Genomic DNA, 20,043 nt, shown 5'->3' with positions numbered 1-20,043 from the left:
GATGGCGGCGCGGACACGCGGACAGGGGCGCACCGCACTGCTGCTGGCCGGCGTCGTCGTCGGCATGGCGGGCCTGTCGTTCGCCGCGGTGCCGCTCTACGACCTGTTCTGCCGGGTCACCGGCTATGGCGGCACCACCCAGGTCGACCGGACCGGCGGCGCCGCGCGGCCGGTGCTCGACCGCACCATCACCATCCGGTTCAATGCGGACGTCAACCCGGCGCTGCCCTGGTCGTTCCAGCCGGTCGAGCGCACCATCGACCTGCGGGTCGGCGAGAATGCGCTCGCCTTCTATCGGGCCGAGAACCTGGCGCAGACGACGACCACCGGATCCGCCACCTTCAACGTGACGCCCGATAAGGCTGGCCAGTATTTCGTCAAGCTCGACTGCTTCTGCTTCACCGAGCAGACGCTGGCACCGGGCCAGGTCGCCGACATGGGCGTCACCTTCTATGTCGACCCGGCGATCGCCGAAGACCGCAATCTTGACGACGTCACCACGATCACGCTGTCCTACAGCTTCTTTCGCGCCGCCGGGGACGGTATGACGCAGAGCAGTGCGCTCGCCTCGCCCGACTCCGGCAGCTACAACTAGCCGCCGCTCGGCACCACCACCGAACCAGCAGGGCCCGATCCCATGGCAGATCACGCGAAACCGAACCACCCCTACCACCTGGTCGACCCGAGCCCGTGGCCGCTGGTGGGGGCGCTGGCCGGCGGCACGCTGGCGGTGGGCGCGTTGCTGTTCATGCACGAGGACATCGCCTGGGTGCTGATCCTGGGCTTCCTGCTGGTGCTGCTGACCATGTTCCTGTGGTGGCGCGACGTGGTGAAGGAGGCCGAGTACAAGGGCCACCACAACCCGGTGGTGTCGCTGGGCCACCGCTACGGCATGGCGCTGTTCATCGCCTCGGAGGTGATGTTCTTCGCCGCGTTCTTCTGGGCGTTCTTCGACGCCAGCCTGTTCGTCGACGAGCCGAACCAGTATGCGCGGGTCGAGCACACCGGCGGCGTCTGGCCGCCGGTCGGCGTCGAGGCGTTCGAGGCCTTCGACCTGCCGTTCATGAACACGCTGATCCTGCTGCTGTCGGGCGTGACCGTGACCTGGGCGCATGAGGCGCTGCTGCACGACAACCGCCCGCACGTGGTCTACGGCCTCGGGCTCACCGTGCTGCTGGGCCTGAGCTTCACCGCGCTGCAGGCGATCGAATACAGCCACGCCGCCTTCGGCTTCCGCGAGGGCATCTATCCGTCGACCTTCTTCATGGCCACCGGCTTCCACGGCTTCCACGTGATCGTCGGCACGCTCATTCTGGTCGTCTGCTTCTTCCGGGCCGTGGCCGGGCACTTCAAGCCGACCCAGCATGTCGGCTTCGAGGCGGCGGCCTGGTACTGGCACTTCGTCGACGTGGTCTGGCTGTTCCTGTTCGCCGCCGTCTACTGGTGGGGCGGCAACTGAGGCTTGGGCGCGCCGGCGCCTGCTGACGGGCCCGGCGCATGCCGACACCGCTGGCGACCGCGTTCAGCTGCACCTGCCCGCGCTGCGGGCGGGGCAGGCTGTTCGACGGCTACCTCAAGATCGTCGAACGGTGCGACAGCTGCGGGCTGGCGCTGGCCAAGAACGACAGCGGCGACGGCCCCGCCGTGTTCCTCATCTTCGTGCTCGGCGCGCTGATCGTCGGGCTGGCGATCTGGACCGAGGTCACCTTCGCGCCGCCCTATTGGGTGCACGTCGCGATCTGGCCCGTCGTCACCCTGGCGCTGACGCTGGCGCTGCTGCGCCCGCTGAAGGCCTATGTGATCGCCCTGCAGTACCGGCACCGCCGCAGCGACTTTGAGCGCGACTAGCAACCGGCTCCGGCTGACCGTGGCGGCGGTCGCCGCCATCGCCGTCCTGGTCGGCCTCGGCAGCTGGCAGCTGGTCCGGCTCGGCTGGAAGACCGACCTGATCCAGCGGGCCGAGGCGCGGCTCGGCGCGCCGGCGGCGGCACTGCCCGGCGACCTCGCCGACCCCGAAGTCGATTTCCTGCGGGTGACGGTCGACGGCACGGTCGCGGCGCCCGGCGTGCTGTTCCGCCCCGGCGGCTCGGCATCGGGCCGCGCCGGCCTGCGGGCGATGGCGGCGTTCGACGTCGGCCGCAGCGACGGCGCGGTGCTGGTCGATCTCGGCTGGCTGCCGATCGACGCGCGCGGCGCGGCGATCCCGCTGCCCGACGGCCCGGTCCGCATCGTCGGCGCGCTGCGGCTGCCGGAGCCGCCCGGCTGGCTGACCGGCGCCAACGACCCGAACGGCAACCTGTGGCAGAGCTTCGACTGGCCGGCGATGGCCGCGGCACTCGGCGTGCCCGCCCTGGTGCCGGCGCTGCTGCGCGCCGAGACCGTCTCGACGCCCGACGGCGCTCCATGGGTCGCCGATGGACTGGAGCGCGGGCCCGTCGCCATCGACCTGCGCAACGACCACCTGCAATATGCCCTGACCTGGTTCGCCCTGGCCGTGGCGCTTGCCGTGATCTATCTGCTGCTCATGCGCCGCAGCCGGAAAGGACCGATGCACCGATGAACGCAGCCGCCACCCCGCCGGTTTCGGCCTATGCCGAGCTCGAACGGCGCTTCGCCCGCCGGTCCGCGATCCTCGACGCCGCCGGCATGCTGGAGTGGGACTATGCGGCGATGATGCCGGAGGGCGGCGCCGGCGCGCGCGGGCGCCAGCTGGTCGCCCTGCAGCGGGTCGCCCACGACATGCTGACCGATCCGGCGGTCGGCGACCTGCTCGATGCGGCCGAGGGCGACGCCGGCCTCGACGGCTGGCAGGCCGACAACCTGCGGCGCATGCGCCGCATCCATGCCGGCGAGACCGCCGTGCCGGCGGACCTGGTGGAGGCGTTCACCCAGGCCTGCAAGGACTGCGAGATGGTCTGGCGCAAGGCGCGGCCGGCGAGCGACTTCGCTGCGCTGCTGCCCGCGCTGCAGCGCGTGCTCGACCTGGTCCGCCAGGTCGCCGCGGCGAAGGCCGAGCGCTTCGGCTGCGCGCCGTACGACGCCCTGCTCGACGATTACGACCCGGGTGCGACCACGGCGCGGATCGACGCGGTGTTCGAGCCCTATGCGGCGGCGCTGCCCGATCTGCTGGATGACGCCCTGCGGCGCCAGGCGGCCCGGCCGCAGCCGGTCAGGCCCGAAGGGCCGTTCCCGGTCGAGAGCCAGCGGGCGCTGGGTCATGCGCTGATGCGGGCGGTCGGCTTCGACTTCGACCACGGCCGGCTCGACGTCAGCCTGCACCCATTCTGCGGCGGGGTGCCGGACGACGTGCGCATCACCACGCGCTACGACGAGGCCGACTTCGCCTCCGGCCTGATGGGGGTGTTGCACGAGACCGGGCATGCGATGTACGAGCGCGGCCTTCCGGCCGACTGGCGCGGCCAGCCGGTCGGCCACAGCTGCAGCATGGCGCTGCACGAGAGCCAGTCCCTGTTGGTGGAGATGCAGGCGTGCCGGTCGCCGGCCTTCCTGCGCTTCGCCGCCGGGCGGATCCGCGCGGCGTTCGGCGAGCGGCCCGGCCTCGATGCCGACAACCTGGCGCGGCTCTACACGCGGGTGAAGCCGGATTTCATCCGGGTCGACGCCGACGAGATCACCTATCCCGCCCATGTCATCCTGCGCTATCGGCTGGAAAAGGCGCTGATGGCGGGCGCGCTGCCGCTGGCCGACGTCCCCGGCGAGTGGAACCGGGGCCTGCAGGCGCTGATCGGGGTGACGCCGCCCGACGACCGTCGCGGCTGCCTGCAGGACATCCACTGGCCGGACGGCTTGTTCGGCTATTTCCCGACCTATACCCTGGGCGCGATGGCGGCGGCGCAGCTGTTCGATGCGGCGGTGCGCGCCGATCCGGCGATCCCGGACGCGATCGGACGCGGGGACTTCGCGCCGCTGATGGCCTGGCTGCGCACCCACGTGCACGGCCACGGCAGCCGCTATGCGACCGACACGATCCTGCAGCGGGCGACCGGGCGGCCGCTGGATCCGTCGGTGTTCATGGCGCATCTGCGCCGGCGCTATCTGGACGGGTGAACGAGGGAGGCGAGACCGATGTCACGACCCGAACGCCTGCGCCGCACGGTCGGCCTGGGCCTGGCCGCAGCCGCGCTGGCATGCAGCGCTGCGCGGGCCGAGGACGACGACAAGAAGGGCCTGTTCGGCGACCCGGTGGCGCTGGCGCCGTTCACGCTGACCGTCGGCGAGACGGGCGGCTATACCGAGATGACCGGCATCGCCGAGCGCGCCGACGGCGGCTACTGGGTCACCGGCTATGCCGAGGACGGAGTGACCGGGGCCGGAGCCGGTCTCCTGCTGCGCGTCGACCGGGACGGCGCCATCGCCGCCCGGCATGAGATCGTGCTGGACGGGCGCGTGACGCAGTTCTGGTGGCCGGTGCCGCTGGACGACGGCGGCGTGCTGGTGGCGGTTTCGCTCGACCCGTATGTCGACATGCGCGACGGCGGCCTGGCCATCGTCGACGACTCCGGCGCGGTGACCGCCCGGGTCACGCTGGCGGAACTCGGCTATCCCGGCGGCAGCGTGACCCACGTCGCCGCGTTGCCGGACGGCGGCTTCGCGATGACCGGTACGGTGGCGGTCACGCCCGAGACCGACCAGGCGATGGTGGCGCGCGTCGGCGCCGATCTCGCCCTGCGCTGGCTGGCGACCGAGGCCGCGCGCGAGCGCGACCACACGCTGGCGGCATACATCTCGGCCGTGCTTGCCGACGGGTCGACCGTCGCGATCGGCTCGTCGAGCGACGAGTATTTCGAGAAGTCGATCGGCTGGATCGCCCGGTTCGACGAAAACGGCAGCGTGTCCTGGCGGCAATGGCTGACCGGCGGGCTGCTGTCGCTGCCGCGCAGCGGCGTGACCATCTACGGCAACTGGGTCGCGGCGACGCCGGACGGCGGCGCCGTCTATGTCGCCTCGCGCCACGACCTGCAGGGCTTCGCCGAGAGCTCGCTTCTGGGTTGGCTCGACGCGGACGGCCGGGTGGTGGAGACGAGCCAGACCGCGGTCGAGGCCGGGTTCTACGCCCTCGACGTCGCCGACAACGGCGACATCCTGCTGGGCGGCGAGACCGTCGGCGACCAGCCGGTGCCGATCCTGGCGCGGCTGCAGCCCGACGGCACGGTGCGCTGGGCGCAGCCGCTGACCGATCTGCCCGGCGGCTTCGTCTGGAGCGTCGTCGAGGCCAGCGACGGTTCGCTGCTGGCCACCGGCGCCGCGACGCCGGGCGCCGACACCCTCGGCTGGATCGTGCGGGTCGGGGCCGACGGCAGCCGGTCGTGACGGCGCCGGCGCCGCGGTTGCGCCGCGGGCGCGGGATGTAACAAAACTTGCGTCGCGCCCGGCCCGCCGCTTAGCTTGCCGGCGGGCGCGGCGCCGCAGAGGCCGAGGCCGGCCCACCGGTCTGCGGGAGGACAAGGCCCATTGCGCTACGTTAGCACGCGCGGCCAGGCGCCGACGCTGGGTTTCGAGGAGACGCTGCTGGCCGGCCTGGCCGCGGACGGCGGCCTCTATGTGCCCGAGACCTGGCCGCGGCTGGACTTCGATCGCCTGGCCGGGCAGCCGTACAATGCGCTGGCGGAGGCTGTGCTGCGCCCCTATGTCGGCGAAGGGTCGCTGGCCGCGGCGCTGCCCGGGCTGATCGCCCGCGCCTATGCCGGCTTCCGCCATCCGGCAGTGACGCCGCTGCGCGAGATCGGCGACGGGCTGTGGCTGATGGAGCTGTTCCACGGCCCGACCCTGGCGTTCAAGGACGTGGCGCTGCAGTTGCTCGGCCACCTGTTCGACGCGGTGCTGAGCGCGCGCGGCGAGCGCGTGACCATCGTCGGCGCCACCTCGGGCGATACCGGGTCCGCCGCGATCGAGGCCTGCCGCGGGCGCAAGGCGATCGACATCTTCATCCTGCATCCGCGCGGCCGCACCTCGGAGGTGCAGCGACGGCAGATGACCACGGTGGATGCGCCCAACGTCCACAACGTCGCCGTCGAGGGCACGTTCGACGACTGCCAGGACCTGGTCAAGGCGATGTTCGGCGACGCCGCCTTCCGCAGCGAGATGCGCCTGTCGGCGGTCAACTCGATCAACTGGGCGCGGGTGGCGGCGCAGATCGTCTACTACGTCCGGGCCGGGCTCGCCCTGGGCCGGCCGGGCCGGCCGGTCTCGTTCGCGGTACCGACCGGCAATTTCGGCAACGTGCTGGCCGCCTATGCCGCCGGCCGGATGGGGCTGCCGATCGGCCGCCTGATCGTCGGTTCCAACCGCAACGACATCCTGGCCCGCTTCCTCGACAGCGGCCGCATGGCGATGGAGGACGTCGCGCCGACCCTGTCGCCGAGCATGGACATCCAGGTTTCGAGCAACTTCGAACGGCTGCTGTTCGACATGCTCGATCGCGACGGCGCCGCCGTCGCCGGGCTGATGCGGGGCTTCCGCGCCAGCGGCGCCTTCGAGATGCCGGCCGCGGCCTTTGCCGGGGTCAGCGCGCTGTTCGCCGGCGCGCGGTTCGACGATGCCGCGACCATCGAGACCATGCGCCGGGTCTATCGCGAGACCGGCGAGCTGGTCGACCCGCACACCGCGGTCGGCATTGCCGCCGCCTGGCAGCATCGCGACGCGGTCGACGGCCCGGTGGTAGTCGCCGGCACGGCGCACCCGGCCAAGTTCCCGGATGCGGTGGAGCGGGCGACCGGCGTGCGGCCGGCGCTGCCGCCCTTCCTCGCCGACCTCTACGACCGGCCGGAACACTATGCGGTGCTGCCCAACGACCTGGCCGCTGTGCAGCGCCACATCCGCGCCGCGGTCGCGCTGGACGGTGCGGCATGAGCGTCCAGGTCACCACGCTGGAAAGCGGCCTGCGCGTCGTCACCGAGCGCAACCCGGCAGTGGAGACCGCATCGTTGGGGCTGTGGATCGACGTCGGCGCCCGCATTGAGACCGAGGCCCAGGGCGGCATCGCGCACATGCTCGAGCACATGGTGTTCAAGGGCACCGCCACCCGCTCGGCGCAGGACATCGCCACCGAGGTCGAGGACGTCGGCGGCCACGTCAACGCCTATACCGGCCGCGAGCAGACCGCCTACTACGCCAAGGTGCTGAAGGACGATGTCGCGCTGGCCGTCGACGTGACCACCGACCTGGTCTTCGCCGCCGCACTCGACCCCGAGGAGCTGGAGCGCGAGCGCACGGTGATCCTCCAGGAGATCGGCCAGGCCCACGACACGCCCGACGACATCATCTTCGACCACGTCCAGGCGGCCGCCTTCCCGCACCAGGGCATCGGCCGGCCGGTGCTGGGCACGCCGCAAACGGTTTCGACCATCTCGCGCGCCGCGCTGGCGGAGTTCCGCGACCGGCACTACCGGCCGGCGCACTGCGTGTTCGCTGCCGCCGGCAACCTGGAGCACGACCGCGTGGTCGAGGAGGTGGCTCGCCGGGTGGCGGAGCGGGCCCGGTCCGGTAGCGGCACCGCGGCCGCGGCGACGCCCGAGGCGGCCACCTATGTCGGCGGCTTCTACAACGAGGTGCGCGAGCTGGAGCAGGCGCATCTGGTGATCGGCTATCCCGGCGCCGCCTTTGCCGACCCACGCATCTACGCCACCTCGGTCTATGCCACGCTGCTGGGCGGCGGCATGTCCTCGCGGCTGTTCCAGGAGGTGCGCGAGAAGCGCGGGCTGGTCTACTCGATCTACGCCTTCACCCAGTCCTTCTCGGACAACGGGCTGTTCGCCATCTACGCCGGCACCAGCCCGGACGACGCCGACGAGTGCTTCTCGGTGATCGGCGAGGAGCTGGTCAAGGTGGTGCGCGATCTCGACGATGCGGAGATCGCGCGGGCGCGCGCGCAGCTGAAGTCCAGCATCCTGATGTCGCTGGAGAGCACATCGGCCCGCTGCGAGCAGCTGGCGCAGCAGATCATGGTGTTCGGCCATCCGCTGCCGGTCGAGGAGGTGGTGGCCAAGATCGACGCGGTCGACCGCGCGGCGGTGCTGGCGGTGGCCGAAGCGGTCAACGCGGCAGTGCCGACGGTGGCGATGATCGGCCCCGGCGGCGGCGCCGAACATGCCGAGCGCTTCGCGCGGCGGGCGGCCTAGGCGGCGGGCGGGCCTTGGCGCGATGGGTCCCGGCGACTGGGTCGACATGATGCTCAACCGCAGCCCGGCGATCGCCCTCGACGCCGGCCGTGTGGTGCTGCGGCCGCTGCGCATGGCCGACTATCCGGCCTGGGCCGAGGTGCGCCGGCAGAGTCGCGAGTTCCTGACGCCGTGGGAGCCGACCTGGCCGCGCAACGCGCTGTCGCGCAGCGCCTTCCGGGTGCGGGTGCGCCGCAACAACTACGAGATCCGCCAGGACCTCGGCTACAGCCTGGTGCTGTTCCGGCGCAGCGACCAGGCGCTGCTCGGCGGCGTCACCCTCAGCAACATCCGCCGCGGCGTCGCCCAGGCCGGCACGCTGGGCTACTGGATCGGCGCGCCTTATGCCCGCCAGGGCTACATGACCGAGGCGCTCTACTGCCTGATCGGCTATGCCGCCCAGCAGCTGCGGCTGCACCGGCTGGAGGCGGCCTGCCTGCCGTCCAACATTCCCAGCCAGCGGCTGCTGGCGAAGTGCGGCTTCGTCGAGGAAGGCCGCGCCGACGGCTATCTGCGCATCAACGGCGTCTGGCACGACCATCTGCTGTTCGGGCTGGTGCTGGACAGCTGGCGGTTGCGGGTGGCGGCCCGACACGAGCAGGCGCTGCGCGCGCCGGATGCCGGCAAGCTGATCCAGCCGGCCTCGGCAGCCCGCCACGCCAACTGAGCGGCCGCGTCGCCGCCGTCAGGTCGAAGGAGGAAGCCTGCGCGACGCGCCGGCGCGGGAGGTCAGGCGCGACCGGCCTCGCCGGAGAAGGTGGCCGGCTCGATGCCCAGCTTGGCCACCGCCAGGGTCCACTTGTCCTCGCAATTCGGATCGAACAGCAGGTTCTCGTCGGCCGGCACGTGCAGCCAGCCGTTGGCGCGGATCTCGCTTTCCAGCTGTCCCGGGCCCCAGCCGGCATAGCCGAGCGCCAGCATGCTGCGCCGCGGTCCGCGGCCGTCGCTGATCGCCTTCAGCACGTCGACGGTCGACGTCAGCGACAGGCCGTCGTCGACGTGCAGCGTGCCCTCGTGCTCGTAGTCGTCGGTATGCAGAACGAAGCCGCGGCCGGACTCGACCGGGCCGCCGAAATGCACCGGCATGTCGTCGGAGGCCGGTCCCGGCTCGATCTTCAGCTGGCTCAGCATGTCGGCGAAGGACAGGGTGTCGATCAGCTTGTTGACCACCAGACCCATGGCGCCTTCGCCGTTGTGGACGCACATGTAGATCACCGTGCGCTCGAAGCGCTCGTCCATCATCTGCGGCATGGCGATCAGCAGCTGCCCCGCCAGGCTCTCGCTCGCGGAGAGGTCGATGCTGCGTCCCGTATGACCCATGTTCACGGCCTGGATAGCCACCCTGGTTGCTCATCCCCACATAAGCCGACGTGCCGGCGGCGCCAATCACATCAACTGCGATCCCGCGATCGTGACTGCCGCCAAGCTGCACGTCATTGTGACAGGGATCGCGGCTTTCGCCCACTATATTGTCCGCAGTGTCGCGGCGGGTGCGGCAAAATTGTGGCGGTTTCGCCGAGGGTGTAGGTAACGGCACATGCGAATCCGTTCCGTGATCGGCGCCCTCGGCGCTGCCCTCGGCCTTGTCGCCGCCGGCGCCTTTGCGAGCGTCGCGCAGGAGGTCGCGCCGGTCGCCACCCAGCACGCCCAGCTGCGCCTGCTGCCGGCCTCGACCGGCCTGGACGCCGAGGGCCGGGCGACGGTCGGGCTCGAGTTCCGCCTCGACGAGGGCTGGCACATCTACTGGCGCTCGCCCGGCGACGCCGGTCTGCCGCCCGGTGTCGACTGGGCGGCATCGGCCAATCTGGCCGATACCGCGTTTCGCTGGCCGCGGCCGACGCGATACGAGCTGCTCGGCATCCAGACCCTGGCCTATTCCGACCATGTGATCTTCCCGGTCCGGGTGACGGCGGCCGACCCGGCCGCGCCGCTGGACCTCAAGGCCGACGTCGCTTTCCTGATCTGCGCGGAAATCTGCATCCCGGACCGGGCATCGCTGTCGCTCAGCCTGCCGCCGGGGGGCGGCGGCGCCACCGACTTCACCTACGACATCGACCGCTTCGAGGCGCTGGTGCCGCTGGCGCCGCCGCAGGCCGGCCTTGCCATCGCCGGCGTCGCCACCGGCGGCAGCGGCCAGGACGGCAGCCTGACGGTCACCGTGGCGGCGACGGTGCCGATGACCGCGGTGGACCTGTTCGTCGAGGCGGGACCGACCTTCGTGTTCGACCGGCCGCAACCCGCGCTGGCCGCCGACGGCCTCAGCGCCACCTTCGCCGTCCCGGTGCAGGCCTGGGGGGCCGATGTCGCGACCCTGGCCGACGAGCCGCTGACGCTGACGGTGGTCGCCGACGCGCGGGCGATGGAAACTTCGCTGGTGCCTGCGACGTTCGATCCGGCGCGCGCTGACGCGGCGGTGACGGCACCGCCCCCGGCGACGGATACGCCGGCGGCGCCGGCGCCGGTCGACTTCGCCGCCTTCGTCGGCATTCTCGCCGTCGCCGTGCTCGGCGGGCTGATCCTCAACCTGATGCCCTGCGTGCTGCCGGTGCTGTCGCTGAAGGTGCTGTCGGTCGTCAGCCACGGCGGCGGCGACCGGCGCGAGGTGCGGCGCAGCTTCCTGGCCTCGGCGGCCGGCATCCTGGTCTCGTTCATGGTGCTGGCCGCGGCCGCGATCGGCCTGCGCACCGCGGGCGTCGCCGTCGGCTGGGGCATGCAGTTCCAACAGCCGGTGTTCCTGGCGGTGATGCTGGTGATCGTCGCGCTGTTCGCCTACAGCCTGCTCGGCCTGTTCGAGATCAGGCTGCCCGGGACGGTGTCCGACCTGGCCGCCGGCGCGGGCGGGCCGGGGCCGTCGAAGAGCCTGCGCAGCCATTTCCTCACCGGCGCCTTCGCCACCCTGCTGGCAACGCCGTGCACCGCGCCGTTCGTCGGCACCGCGCTCGGCTTTGCGCTGGCCCGCGGTCCCGGCGAGATCCTGGCGATCTTCCTGGCGATGGGCGTCGGCCTCGCCTTGCCCTATCTGCTGATCGCGCTGGTGCCGGCGGTGGCGACGCGGCTGCCCCGGCCGGGGCGCTGGATGGTCTGGCTGACCCGCGTCCTCGGCCTCGCGCTCGCCGCGACCGCCGTGTGGCTGGTGACCGTCCTGGCCGGCCAGATCGGCTGGGAGGCAGCCGGCGGCGCCGCGGCGCTGGTCCTGCTGATCGGCGCCGTGTTCCTGGTTCGCCGCCACCTGCCGGAGGCGCGCATCGGCCGGTTGGCCGGCTATGCGGCGGGCGTGCTGGCGCTGGCCACGGTCGGCTCGGCCGCGATCGCGCCGCAGGCGGTGCGCGAGGCGCCCGAGGCCGGCGGCATCGCCTGGCGCAGCTTCGACCGTTCCTCGATCTCCGGCTGGGTGGTGGAGGGCCGCGTCGTCTTCGTCGATGTTACCGCCGACTGGTGCCTGACCTGCATCTACAACAAGACGACGGTGCTGGATCAGGAGCCGATCCGCAGCCTGCTCGGCCGCGACGGCGGCGTGATCGCAATGCTGGCCGACTGGACCAACCCGGATCCGGCGATCGCCGACTATCTCGCCAGCTTCGGCCGCTACGGCATTCCGTTCAACGCGGTCTATGGACCCGCGGCCCCGCAAGGCATCGCGCTGCCCGAACTGCTGACCGAAGGCGCGGTGATCGACGCGATCAACGCCGCCGCCGGTGCGAGCGGCGCGACCCTCGCCGAGCGCTGAGCGCGATGCCAGCGGAGGCTGCCGGCGGCAAGCCGGTGCTGCAGCCGGTCGACGCCGCCGCCCGCGCACTCGTCCGGCGGCTGGTCCGCGCCGCCCGCCACGCCGCCCTGGCGGTCAGCGAGCCGGACAGCGGCCACCCGCTGGCCAGCCGGGTCGCGACCGCAACCGACATCGACGGCGCCCCGACTCTGCTGATCTCCGCCCTGTCCGGCCATACGCCGGCCCTGCTGGCGGACGGGCGCTGCGCGCTGCTGTTCGGCGAGCCGGGCAAGGGCGATCCCCTGGCGCACCCGCGGGTCACGCTGATCGGCACCGCCGCGCGGGTCGATCGCGCCGCGCCGGAGCACGAGCGGGTGCGCCGCCGCTATCTCGCCCGCCATCCGAAAGCGGCGCTTTATGTCGACTTCGCCGACTTCGCCTTCTTCCGGCTGGCACCGGCGCGGGCCAGCCTGAATGGCGGCTTCGGCAAGGCGTTCGCGCCGACCGCCGCCGACCTGCTGTCGGCGATGCCCGACATCGACGCCCTCGCCAGGGCCGAGGCCGGCGCGGTCGAGCACATGAACGCCGACCATGCCGATGCCGTCGCGCTCTATGCCACCGCGCTGTGCGGCGCCGCCGCCGGGCCGTGGCGGCTGGTGTCGCTGGACCCCGACGGCCTCGACCTCGCCTGCGGCGACGCGATGGAACGGCTCGACTTCGATGCGCCGCTGGCCTCGGCGGACGCCTTGCGCGCGACGCTGGTGGCGCTGGCCCAGCGGGCGCGCACGGCCGCGTCGGGCGGCGGGGTTAGACCGTCTGGCGCGGGAACCACAGCAGACGGACCAACCCGCCGGCGGCGACCGTGGCCCAGGTGCCTTCCAGGATCACGAACGGCAGGAACTCGATCAGCCACGAGGACAGGCAGCTGAGCGACGCGCCGGCGAGGTTGAGCAGCACATAGGGATAGCTGTTCGCCTTCAGACGGCCGGCCAGGTTCAGGAAGAAGGCGACCAGCAGCATGGCGACGCCGATCGAGCCAATGATTTCGGCCTCGGTCATGGGTTTCGGGTCCGTTGCGGTTCCGGCACTTCGATGCCCGATCCTGCCGCTGCCGCGCCGCTCCGACAAGGCCGGGCGCGACCGGGCCGCGGCAGCCCCGCGCATGCGCTACCCTGCCGGCCATGGACGCTGAGTCGCCGCCCGTCCCGCGCCTGCCGCCCGCCTTCGCCGCCTGGTTCGAGGGGCGCGGCTGGGCCGTGCATCCGCACCAGCTCGCCATGCTGGCCGCCGCGGTGGCCGGGCAGTCGACCCTGCTGATCGCGCCGACCGGCGGCGGCAAGACGCTGGCCGGCTTCCTGCCCAGCCTGATCGAGCTGGCCGGCCGCGCGCCGGGCACGGGCGGGCTCCACACGCTCTACGTCTCGCCGCTGAAGGCGCTGGCGGTCGACATCCATCGCAACCTGCTGACCCCGATCGCCGAGATCGGGCTGGCCGTCACGGCCGAGACCCGCACCGGCGACACGCCGGCGCACAAGCGGCAGCGACAACGGCACAGCCCGCCCGACATCCTGCTGACCACGCCGGAATCGCTGGCGCTGATGATGACCTACGCCGATGCGCCGCGGGTGTTCGGGCGGCTGCGCTGCGTCGTCGTCGACGAGCTGCATGCGCTGGCCGGCAGCAAGCGCGGCGACCAGCTGGCGCTGTGCCTGGCCCGGCTCGCCGTCCTGTCGCCCGACTGCCGCCGCGTCGGCCTGTCGGCGACGGTGGCCTGGCCGCAGGCGCTGCGGGCCTGGCTCGGATCGGGCGGCCGGCCGGTGCGCCTGATCCAGGGCGGCGGCGCCAAGCGCGCCGAAGTGCGCATCCACGAGCATGAGGGCGAGCTGCCGTGGTCCGGCCACATGGGCTATCGCGAGGTGCCGGCGATCTACGACGAGATCCGCCGCGCCGGCGTGACCATCGTGTTCGTCAACACCCGCGCCCAGGCGGAGCTGATCTTCCAGGCACTGTGGCGGATCAACGACGACAACCTGGCGATCGCGCTGCACCATGGCAGCCTGGCGGCGGAGCAACGCCGCCGCGTCGAGGCGGCGATGGCCGGCGGCAGCCTGCGCGCGGTGGTCGCCACCGCATCGCTGGACCTCGGCATCGACTGGGCCGCGGTCGACCTTGTCATCCAGATCGGCGCGCCGAAGGGCGCCAGCCGGATGATCCAACGCATCGGCCGGGCCGGGCACCGGCTCGACGTGCCGTCGCGCGCGCTGATGGTGCCGGCCAACCGGTTCGAGGTGCTGGAATGCCGGGCGGCGCTGGAGGCGATCCGGGACCGCGCGCTCGACGGCGACCCGCCGGGTCCCGGCGCGCTCGACGTGCTCGCTCAGCACGTGCTGTGCATGGCCGCCCAGGCGCCGTTCGACGCCGACACGCTGTATGGCGAGGTGGTCACCGCATCGCCCTATGCCGCCCTGTCGCGCAAGGACTTCGACGACGTGGTCGCGTTCTGCGCCAACGGCGGCTATGCGCTGGGCAGCTACGAGCGCTGGCAGCGGCTGCGCAGGACGCCGGAGGGGCTGTGGCGCATGGCGCACCCGCGCTTCGCCCAGCGGCTGCGCATGAATATCGGCACCATCGTCGAGGCGCCGGTGATGACCGTGCGCCTGGTCAAGGGCACCGGCAAGCGCGCCCTGGTCGGCGGCAAGGTGCTCGGCGAGATCGAAGACTACTTCGTCAACGGCCTGGTCGAGGGCGACAGCTTCCTGTTCGCCGGCCGGCTGCTGGTGTTCCAGGGCATCCGCGAGAACAGCGTGATCGCGTCGCCCGGCATCGCCGGCGAGGCGCCGCGGATTCCGGTCTATGCCGGCGGGCGGGTGCCGCTGACCACCAACCTGGCCGACCGGGTGCGCGCGCTGCTGGAGGATTCGCGGCGCTGGGGCGACCTGCCCGGCCCGGTCGCCGAATGGCTGCGCATCCAGCAGTGGCGCTCGGAAATGCCGCCGTCGCACGGCCTGCTGGTCGAGACGTTCCCGCGCCGGGACCGGGAATATCTGGTCGCCTACACCTTCGAGGGCCGCAACGCGCACCAGACCCTCGGCTTCCTGCTGACCCGGCGGATGGAGCGGGCCGGGCTGGCGCCGCTCGGCTTCGTCGCCACCGACTATGTCATCGCGGTGTGGAGCCTGCGCCCGGCCGAGGACGTCGACGCGCTGTTCGACGAGGACATGCTGGGCGACGACCTGGAAGCGTGGATGGCGGAATCCTCGCTGCTGAAGCGCACCTTCCGCAACACCGCGGTGATCGCCGGCCTGATCGAGCGCCGGCTGCCGGGGGCCGAGAAGTCCGGCCGCCAGGTCACCTTCAGCGCCGACCTGATCTACGACGTGCTGCGCCGGCACGAGCCGGACCACGTGCTGCTGCGCGCGACCCGGGCCGATGCCGCCCGCGGCTACACCGACGTTGCCCGGCTCGGCGGCATGCTGCGCCGGGTCAAGGGCCGCATCCGCCATCGCCGGCTCGACCGCGTCTCGCCCTTGGCCGTGCCGGTGCTGCTGGAGGTCGGCAAGGAGTCCGTCTATGGCGGCACCGCCAGCGACGACCTGCTGCACGAGGCGTCGGCCGAGGAGCTGATCGCCGAGGCGCTGTCCGGCGGCGACCAGGGCGTGCTCGCGCTTTAGGTGCCGCCGACGGTTGACGAATCCGCGGGCGCGGGCGACTAAGGCCGCAGCCCGAACGCACCCCCGGTCCCGCTGCGATGTTTCCATTCGCCTCCGCCACGGTCGTCGACGCCGCCTCCGACAGCGGCCGGCGCCGGCTCGCCGATGCGCTGGGCCGCGTCGTGCTGGTGGCGGCGCCGCATTGCGACGACGCGCCCTATTCGTTGGCCGGCACCATGCGCGCGCTGGCCGCGGCCGGCTGCGGCGTGACGATGCTGACGATTTTCGGTCGCTCGGCCTATGCGCCGAACCGGCCCGGGCTCGACATCGACGCCGTTTCCGCGCTGCGCCAGGCCGAGGACGTCGCCGCGGCCGGCGCGATCGCAACCGGCATCGCGGTGCGGGCGCTGGCGCACGAGGACGTGGCCGTGCGCCGTGCGCTGCCGGTGGAGCGGGTGGTGTCGAAGGCAGCGCTCGACGACGACGACCGGGGCTGGATCGACCGGGTCGCGGCGGAGCTGGCGGCCGCGGCCGCCAGCCATGACGCCATCCTGGCGCCGCTGGGCATGGGCTGGCACCTCGACCATCGCATCGTGGCGGCGGCCGGCGCGCGCCTGGCCCGGCAGGGCGCGGCGGTGACCTTCTACGAAGACCTGCCCTATGCCGGCTTCACCCGCGATTCCCGGCTGTGGCTGGCCCAGCTGCGCCGGCTGCGGGCCGTCGGCCTGTGCCTGCGCCCGCTCGACGTGCGCTGCGCGGACCTGCCGGCGCTGAAACGGGCGGTGTTCGACGCCTACCCGTCGCAGGCCAGCGACGCGTTCTGGCGCGGCATCGCGCGGCAGACCGAACGGCGGCAGGGGGCGGAGCGGCTGTGGCTGCGCCGCGGTGCCGGGTCAGCCTGATGGACGCGCCGATCGTCTCCGTCGTCGTCTCGGCGCACAACAAGCAGGCCTATGTCGGCGAGGCCGTGCGGTCCGCCCTGGTCCAGAGCCTGCGCGCGATCGAGGTGGTGGTGGTCGACGACGCCTCCACCGACGCCACCCGCGAGGTGGTCCAGGCGCTTGCAAGCGAAGACCCGCGGGTGCGGCTGGTCGCGCTGTCCGATAACGTCGGCCAGCCGGCCGCGCTCAACATCGGCCTGCGCGAGGCGCGCGGCGAATGGGTCGCCATCCTCGACGGCGACGACTGGGTCGCGCCGACGCTCTATGCCGAACTGATCGCGCTGGCCGAGGCGCATGGGGCGAACGTCGTCGCCGGCAACATGCAATGGGTGTTCGGCAGCGAGGCGCCGCCCTGGCATACCCTGCTGCCGGCCGGCGACGCGCCGCTGCTGCTGTCGGCGGTCGAGTTCATCCGCCGCAGCATGACCGACGACATGATGCCGCTGTCGTTCCTGCAGCCGCTGGTCCGGCGCCGGCTGGTGGTCGACCACGCCATCCGCTACGACGAGTCCGACCGGTTCGACCTCGATTTCGGCATCCTGGTCCGGGCGATCCTGGCGGGCGGGCGGCTCGTGGTGACGCCGAAGGTCGGCTACTACTATCGCCAGGTTCCCGGATCGATGATGTCGACCCGCGGCCCGGAGGTGCTGCGCCGGATGAAGGGCGCCAACGACGCACTCCTTGGGCTGTGCCGGCACTATGGCGACCGAGCTGCCGAGGCGGCGATCGCCCGGCGGTCGCGGTCGGTGCAGCACGAGATCGAGCGGGCGGAGCTGGCCCGTGCGCTGCGCCGCGGCGAATGGGGCACCGCGCTGCCACAGGCGCTGCGCCGGCCCGGCCATGTCGCCGCCCTGGCCTGGCGGCGGCTGCGCGGCCGGCTGTACTGGGCGCGCCGCCGCCGCGCTTTTGCGCAAATGGGCGATCCGGGATAGGATTATTGCAACGATTTGAATTGAATGCTGCGGATGGAATTGATCGTTTGGCCGCCGCGGATGAAAAGATGACAGCGAGGTCCGCCCTGCATTCCGTACCCGGCTCGCAGTGGGTCGACGATCGCGCCGACGCCGCGACGATACCGTTCCACCAGCCGGACATCACCGACCGGGAGGTCGAGAGCGTCGTCGAGGTGCTGCGGTCCGGCTGGCTGACGACCGGCGAGAAGGCGGCGGCGTTCGAGTCCGCCTTCGCCGCGCGGGTCGGCGCCGCACACGGTGTGGCGTTGAGCTCCTGCTCGGCGGCGCTGCACCTGGCGCTCGATGCGGTCGGCGTCGGACCCGGCGACGAGGTGATCGTGCCGGCAATGACCTTCGCGGCCACTGCCGCGGCGGCGGTCCACTGCGGCGCGCGGCCCGTGCTGGCCGACATCTGCGCCGACGACCACACGGTCGACCCGGCTGCGGTCGAGCGGTTGTGCGGTCCGCGGACCAAGGCGATCGTGACTGTCGGCTTCGGCGGCCAGGCCGCGCGGATGGAGCCGATCCTGGCGCTGGCGCGCGGCCGCGGCATTGCCGTGGTCGACGATGCGGCCCATGCCTTTCCCGCCCGGTACCGCGGCCGCATGGTCGGCAGCCTGGCCGACGTCACCTGCTTCAGTTTCTATGCCACCAAGACGATCTCCGCAGGGGAGGGTGGCATGGCCACCACCGACCGCGAGGATTATGCCCGGCGCATCAGGTTGATGGGCAGCCACGGCATCACCCGCAACGCGCACGCCCGCAATGGCGACGCCAACGGCTGGGCCTACGAGGTCCTGGAGCCGGGCTGGAAATACAACATGCCCGACCTGCTTGCGGCGCTGGGCCTGGCCCAGCTGGCGCGGGCGGACGCGATGTGGCGGCGACGCCGGTCGATCGCCATGCGCTATGCCGCGGCTCTCGCCGGCTGCGATGCGATCGAGCCGATCCTGCCGCGGGCGGAGTGCGAACACGCCTGGCACCTGTTCGTGGCCAGGATTTGTCCGGAGCGGCTGGCGCTGGGTCGCGACGGGTTCATCGAGGCGCTGCACGCGCGCGGCGTGCAATGCTCGGTGCATTTCATCCCGCTGCACCTGCAGCCCTGGTACCGCGACCGCATGACCGGCGGCAGCGACCCGTGTCCGGTCGCGACCGAGCGCTACCGGCGGTCGCTGTCGCTGCCGCTGTATTCGTCGCTGCGCGACGATCAGGTCGAACGGGTGATCGAAGCCGTGCTCGACGTCGCGCGGCGCTGGCGGCGATAGCTGGCACAGGCGTCGGCGGGCGTTTGACGCGCCGGACGGCGATGCCTAGCTTCGGTTGTGTCCGCGCGCGGTGAGTCGCCGCGTGCGGCATGCGGTGCCGACGCCCGCCGAACCCACAGCGGACCGATGCCAGGCCGATCCCGGTGAAACGAAGCACGACGGCAACACCGCAACAGCTGGCGCTCGCAACGACCGGCGACGGCACGGCGACGCTCGCGTTCTCGGTCCTGCAGGGGCCGCAGGAGCTGGCGGCGCTGCAGGCGGACTGGGCCGCGCTCTATGGCGGCTGCCCGGACCGGCGCTTCTGTCTTTGTCCGGACTGGGGCGCGCGCATGTGGGCACGCGCGGCCGCCCGCCTGGGCCGGCGTCCGCTGGTGATCGTCGGCCGCGATGCGGAAGGCTGCAGGCTGGTCTGGCCGCTGGTGGTCTATCGCCAGCGGCTGTGGCGGGTGGTGCAACCGATGTCGGAGGACCTGTCCGACTTCGACGACATCCTGGTCGCGGCGCACCCCGATGCGGACCGGTGGCGCAGCGACGCGTGGGCCCTGATGCTGCGCACGGTGCGGCCGGACATGGTGGTATGCCGCCGGGTTCCGGCCGGGTCCGGCCTCGACCGGCTGCTTGGCGAGGCCGCCGGTGCGTGGCAGCGCGAATCCGCCTCGCCCTATGTCGATTTCCGCCGGTTCGACGGCTGGGACGGCTACTACCGCTCGCTCAGCCGCAAGACCCGCAGCACCAACCGCAATCGTCGCAACCGACTGGAGCGGTTCGGCCCGCTGGCCTTCGTCGAGGTGAGCGAGCCGGCGGCGGCAGAGGCGCTGATCGGCTGGATGTTCCGCGAGAAGCACCGCCGGCTCGGCGCGCGGGCGCACAGCCGGCAGGAGAAGACGACCCATGCCCAGTTCGGCGCGGACCTGCCGTTCCTGCAGGACGCCGCGACGACCGCCTTTCGCGGCGGGCAGATGCGGCTGTTCCGGCTTTCCGCCGGCGCGGCGACCGTCGCGGTGATGAGCGGCCTGGTCGCCGAGCGGCGGCTTATCGGCTGGCTCTATGCCTACGACCCCGCCTTCCTGTCCGGCGGACCCGGCCGCGTGCTGCTGCTGGAGAGCCTGCGCTGGGCGCAGCAGGCGGGCTTCGATACGGTCGATTTCATGCCCGACCCGGAACCCTACAAGGCGGAATGGACCGACAAGGCCTATGGCGTGCGCGACGTCAGGCTGGCGACCAGCGCCTGGGGGCGGGTTCTGGTGACCTGGTACCGCAGCCCGCTGCGCGGGCTGCTGATCGCGCTGTACATGCGCCTGCCGCGGCCGATGCAGGCGGTGATCCGCCGGGCCGCCTGACTTGCGCG

17 protein-coding genes and 1 pseudogene are annotated in these 20,043 nt (G+C 72.3%); 16 read left to right on the top strand and 2 right to left on the bottom strand.

Annotated elements, in window-relative coordinates; translation table 11 throughout:
• Position 1: 1 nt before the first annotated feature.
• The 9 genes from R3F55_08370 to R3F55_08330 all read left to right on the top strand — a co-directional run bounded on the left by R3F55_08370 (position 2) and on the right by R3F55_08330 (position 8,844).
• Entirely contained in the window at positions 2-595 is a 594-nt protein-coding gene (locus R3F55_08370; GenBank protein ID MEZ5667430.1) for a cytochrome c oxidase assembly protein, read from the top strand.
• 42 nt (positions 596-637) lie between these two features.
• The gene (locus R3F55_08365) at positions 638-1,459 is read left to right on the top strand and encodes a cytochrome c oxidase subunit 3 (GenBank protein MEZ5667429.1); all 822 of its coding nucleotides are present in this window, start codon (positions 638-640) and stop codon (positions 1,457-1,459) included.
• Between the two features lie 38 nt (positions 1,460-1,497).
• The gene (locus R3F55_08360; GenBank protein ID MEZ5667428.1) at positions 1,498-1,848 is read left to right on the top strand and encodes a DUF983 domain-containing protein; all 351 of its coding nucleotides are present in this window, start codon (positions 1,498-1,500) and stop codon (positions 1,846-1,848) included.
• A complete protein-coding gene (locus tag R3F55_08355) occupies positions 1,835-2,560 on the top strand; it encodes an SURF1 family protein (GenBank protein MEZ5667427.1) in 726 nt (241 codons plus the stop codon). Before R3F55_08360 ends, R3F55_08355 begins: the two co-directional genes overlap by 14 nt.
• On the top strand, positions 2,557-4,068 hold the full coding sequence (locus tag R3F55_08350; GenBank protein ID MEZ5667426.1) for a carboxypeptidase M32: 1,512 nt from the start codon (positions 2,557-2,559) through the stop codon (positions 4,066-4,068). Before R3F55_08355 ends, R3F55_08350 begins: the two co-directional genes overlap by 4 nt.
• A gap of 18 nt (positions 4,069-4,086) precedes the next feature.
• Positions 4,087-5,331, top strand: coding sequence for a hypothetical protein (locus R3F55_08345; protein ID MEZ5667425.1), 1,245 nt, complete (start codon positions 4,087-4,089; stop codon positions 5,329-5,331).
• A gap of 141 nt (positions 5,332-5,472) precedes the next feature.
• Positions 5,473-6,870 carry a threonine synthase gene (gene thrC, locus R3F55_08340; GenBank protein MEZ5667424.1) on the top strand — a complete coding sequence of 466 codons (1,398 nt, stop codon included), beginning with the start codon at positions 5,473-5,475 and terminating at the stop codon, positions 6,868-6,870.
• Entirely contained in the window at positions 6,867-8,138 is a 1,272-nt protein-coding gene (locus tag R3F55_08335) for a pitrilysin family protein (GenBank protein ID MEZ5667423.1), read from the top strand. The genes thrC and R3F55_08335 overlap by 4 nt, the downstream gene beginning before the upstream one ends.
• 22 nt (positions 8,139-8,160) lie before the next feature.
• Entirely contained in the window at positions 8,161-8,844 is a 684-nt protein-coding gene (locus tag R3F55_08330) for a GNAT family protein (protein MEZ5667422.1), read from the top strand.
• A 62-nt stretch (positions 8,845-8,906) separates the two neighbouring features.
• Here the strand turns inward: R3F55_08330 and R3F55_08325 are convergent, their stop codons facing one another.
• On the bottom strand, positions 8,907-9,497 hold the full coding sequence (locus R3F55_08325; protein ID MEZ5667421.1) for a YqgE/AlgH family protein: 591 nt from the start codon (positions 9,495-9,497) through the stop codon (positions 8,907-8,909).
• A gap of 217 nt (positions 9,498-9,714) precedes the next feature.
• Between R3F55_08325 and R3F55_08320 the strand changes: the two genes are divergently transcribed.
• Both R3F55_08320 and R3F55_08315 read left to right on the top strand, forming a co-directional pair.
• Positions 9,715-11,904 carry a protein-disulfide reductase DsbD family protein gene (locus R3F55_08320; GenBank protein ID MEZ5667420.1) on the top strand — a complete coding sequence of 730 codons (2,190 nt, stop codon included), beginning with the start codon at positions 9,715-9,717 and terminating at the stop codon, positions 11,902-11,904.
• A 5-nt stretch (positions 11,905-11,909) separates the two neighbouring features.
• Positions 11,910-12,641, top strand: a pseudogene (locus R3F55_08315) (DUF2470 domain-containing protein).
• Positions 12,642-12,690: 49 nt separating this feature from the next.
• On the opposite strand, the gene R3F55_08310 reads toward R3F55_08315, so the two are convergent.
• Positions 12,691-12,942: a hypothetical protein gene (locus tag R3F55_08310; protein ID MEZ5667419.1), complete on the bottom strand. Its 252-nt coding sequence runs from the start codon at positions 12,940-12,942 to the stop codon at positions 12,691-12,693.
• A 122-nt stretch (positions 12,943-13,064) separates the two neighbouring features.
• Here R3F55_08310 and R3F55_08305 point away from each other — a divergent pair, with 122 nt between their 5' ends.
• The 5 genes from R3F55_08305 to R3F55_08285 all read left to right on the top strand — a co-directional run bounded on the left by R3F55_08305 (position 13,065) and on the right by R3F55_08285 (position 20,035).
• Positions 13,065-15,554 (top strand): ligase-associated DNA damage response DEXH box helicase, encoded by a 2,490-nt coding sequence (locus tag R3F55_08305; protein MEZ5667418.1) that lies wholly within the window; start codon positions 13,065-13,067, stop codon positions 15,552-15,554.
• Between the two features lie 77 nt (positions 15,555-15,631).
• A complete protein-coding gene (locus R3F55_08300; GenBank protein MEZ5667417.1) occupies positions 15,632-16,435 on the top strand; it encodes a PIG-L family deacetylase in 804 nt (267 codons plus the stop codon).
• The gene (locus R3F55_08295; GenBank protein ID MEZ5667416.1) at positions 16,405-17,406 is read left to right on the top strand and encodes a glycosyltransferase family 2 protein; all 1,002 of its coding nucleotides are present in this window, start codon (positions 16,405-16,407) and stop codon (positions 17,404-17,406) included. Before R3F55_08300 ends, R3F55_08295 begins: the two co-directional genes overlap by 31 nt.
• 68 nt (positions 17,407-17,474) lie before the next feature.
• A complete protein-coding gene (locus R3F55_08290) occupies positions 17,475-18,692 on the top strand; it encodes a DegT/DnrJ/EryC1/StrS family aminotransferase (GenBank protein MEZ5667415.1) in 1,218 nt (405 codons plus the stop codon).
• A 143-nt stretch (positions 18,693-18,835) separates the two neighbouring features.
• On the top strand, positions 18,836-20,035 hold the full coding sequence (locus tag R3F55_08285; protein MEZ5667414.1) for a GNAT family N-acetyltransferase: 1,200 nt from the start codon (positions 18,836-18,838) through the stop codon (positions 20,033-20,035).
• Positions 20,036-20,043: the final 8 nt, after the last annotated feature.

Source organism: Alphaproteobacteria bacterium (assembly GCA_041396705.1).
Taxonomy (GTDB): Bacteria; Pseudomonadota; Alphaproteobacteria; order CALKHQ01; family CALKHQ01; genus CALKHQ01.
The sequence above is the reverse complement of the archived record's forward strand: the minus strand, read 5'-3'. Positions and strand labels throughout refer to the sequence as shown.

Bases quoted from the DNA above. Each gene is read 5' to 3' on its own strand.
- R3F55_08370 (MEZ5667430.1), top strand. From the start codon at position 2: ATGGCGGCGCGGACACGCGGACAGGGGCGCACCGCACTGCTGCTGGCC.
- R3F55_08310 (MEZ5667419.1), bottom strand. From the start codon at position 12,942: ATGACCGAGGCCGAAATCATTGGCTCGATCGGCGTCGCCATGCTGCTG.
- R3F55_08330 (MEZ5667422.1), top strand. From the start codon at position 8,161: ATGGGTCCCGGCGACTGGGTCGACATGATGCTCAACCGCAGCCCGGCG.
- R3F55_08335 (MEZ5667423.1), top strand. From the start codon at position 6,867: ATGAGCGTCCAGGTCACCACGCTGGAAAGCGGCCTGCGCGTCGTCACC.
- R3F55_08325 (MEZ5667421.1), bottom strand. From the start codon at position 9,497: ATGGGTCATACGGGACGCAGCATCGACCTCTCCGCGAGCGAGAGCCTG.
- R3F55_08300 (MEZ5667417.1), top strand. From the start codon at position 15,632: ATGTTTCCATTCGCCTCCGCCACGGTCGTCGACGCCGCCTCCGACAGC.
- R3F55_08345 (MEZ5667425.1), top strand. From the start codon at position 4,087: ATGTCACGACCCGAACGCCTGCGCCGCACGGTCGGCCTGGGCCTGGCC.
- R3F55_08320 (MEZ5667420.1), top strand. From the start codon at position 9,715: ATGCGAATCCGTTCCGTGATCGGCGCCCTCGGCGCTGCCCTCGGCCTT.
- R3F55_08365 (MEZ5667429.1), top strand. From the start codon at position 638: ATGGCAGATCACGCGAAACCGAACCACCCCTACCACCTGGTCGACCCG.
- R3F55_08305 (MEZ5667418.1), top strand. From the start codon at position 13,065: ATGGACGCTGAGTCGCCGCCCGTCCCGCGCCTGCCGCCCGCCTTCGCC.
- R3F55_08360 (MEZ5667428.1), top strand. From the start codon at position 1,498: ATGCCGACACCGCTGGCGACCGCGTTCAGCTGCACCTGCCCGCGCTGC.
- R3F55_08290 (MEZ5667415.1), top strand. From the start codon at position 17,475: ATGACAGCGAGGTCCGCCCTGCATTCCGTACCCGGCTCGCAGTGGGTC.
- R3F55_08350 (MEZ5667426.1), top strand. From the start codon at position 2,557: ATGAACGCAGCCGCCACCCCGCCGGTTTCGGCCTATGCCGAGCTCGAA.